Genomic DNA, 1,719 nt, shown 5'->3' with positions numbered 1-1,719 from the left:
CTAGGAGCGTGGGTTAGTAACGAGCAAGCGGCTCTGTTGCTGCGACCCAGGGGGGCGGTTGCGGCGGCCCCGTGCGGGCTTGCGGGGTTCTGGCGGGCCGGGCGGGTGTCCGGCCGACCGGGGTCGTCACGTGGGCGGGGATCCGGCTGGTCAGCAGGCCAGGGCGGCTATCCCTGCCGTCCCTGCGTGCCCGAAGATCTTGCGGAGGTTGTGGCAGGCGGCCAGCAGGCGCCACTCGCCGCGGGCGCCGTCCTCGCCGCGCAGGAGGAGCTGGCGGCCGTTGTGGCAGGTCATGATCTGTCCGAAGACGGGTTCGACGATGGCCTTGCGGCGGCTGTAGGCGGCCCGCCCGGGTTTGGTCCGCAGCTTGCGGGCCATGCGTTCCTTCAAGCTCGCGTCCTTGGGGATGCGTCCGCGCGGTGCGGGTGGGACCTGCTCGTCGTGGGCGAGGCGGCCGGTGGCCATGAATGTGTCGGTTCCGCAGGCGAGTTGGCGGTCCCGGGCGGCTTCGAGGTTGGTCTCGGAGCAGTAGCCGGCGTCGACGAGGGCCTGCTTGGGGTGGGTACCGGTGTTCTGCGCGGACTGCTCCAGCATGGTGGTGTAGTTCAGCGCGTCGGAGGCGTTGGTCGTGACGTCGGCGGCGGTGATGACCTGGTGGGCCTCGTCGACGACGGCTTGGGCGTTGTATGCCTGGATGTAGGCGCCGTCGCTGTTCTTCATGATCCGCGAGTCGGGGTCGGTGAAGTTGGCCTGGGCCTTCGGCTTCGGACGGGCCTTGGCGGCGGCCTTCTCCCCGGCGTCGGTGACGGCCTGCTCGTCGGCGGTGCCGTTGCGCTGCTGGCGGCCGCGCTCGATGTTCTCGGCGTGGCGGCGGGCCTTGTCGGCGGCCTCGGCCTCGATCTGGGCGCGGGCGGCCTGCAGTCTGGCGAGGCGCTTCTCGCGGCGGTCGAGTTCGGCGGGCAGGTCGGTGTCCTTGCCGTCGGGGCCGAGGACGGCGTCTTCGGCGGTGTCGGTGGCCTCGGCGTCGGCGAGCAGGGCGGTGGCTTTGGCCTCCAACGCGGCGATCTCGGCCTCGATTCGCTCCTCCTTGTCGACCAGACGGCCGTAGCTCATCGCCTTGTGCTTGGAGGCGTTGGCTTCGAGCTTGGTGCCGTCCAGGGCGACGCGGCCCATCTTGACCATGCCGAGCTTCATGGCGAGGTGCAGCGACTGAGTGAACAGGTCGGCCAGGGCGCCCAGGTGGCGGCGGCGGAACCGAGCGATCGAGCGAAAGTCCGGAGCCTGGTCGGCGGCCAGGAACCGAAACGCCACGTCGTCGGCGCATTTGCGCTCGATCGCCCGGGAGGAGCGGATACCGGTGGTGTAGCCGTAGATCAGCAGGCGCACCATCAGCCGGGGATCGTAGGGCGGGTAGCCGCGCTTCTCGGTGTAGTCGGCCAGGATCGGGGAGAGGTCGAGTACCTCGTCGACCAGGTCTGCGACGAAGCGGGCCAGGTGGTCCTCGGGCAGCCAGTCGTCCAGCGACGGCGGCAGCAGCAGCACCTGGTGCGGGTCGAACGCCCGGAACGTCTTGTCCACCGCCGCCGGACGGCCCTGCCGCCGCTTCGCCTCGACCGGCTCGACCTCGAACAGCCCATCCCCACCACGCATACCGAAATCATCCCGCACGAATGATCACGAACCACAGGCGGGTTGCCCGTTACTGAGACACGCTCCTAG

1 protein-coding gene is annotated in these 1,719 nt (G+C 70.0%); it reads right to left on the bottom strand.

The window, feature by feature from the left end; genetic code table 11:
- Nucleotides 1-150: 150 nt before the first annotated feature.
- Nucleotides 151-1,578 carry an IS1182 family transposase gene (locus ACWDA7_RS52605; RefSeq protein WP_450615292.1) on the bottom strand — a complete coding sequence of 476 codons (1,428 nt, stop codon included), beginning with the start codon at nt 1,576-1,578 and terminating at the stop codon, nt 151-153.
- Between the last annotated feature and the right edge of the window lie 141 nt (nt 1,579-1,719).

It is taken from the genome of Streptomyces sp. NPDC001156, from assembly GCF_053598275.1.
Note: the sequence above shows the minus strand (reverse complement) of the source record. Positions and strands in the feature narration are given on the sequence as shown.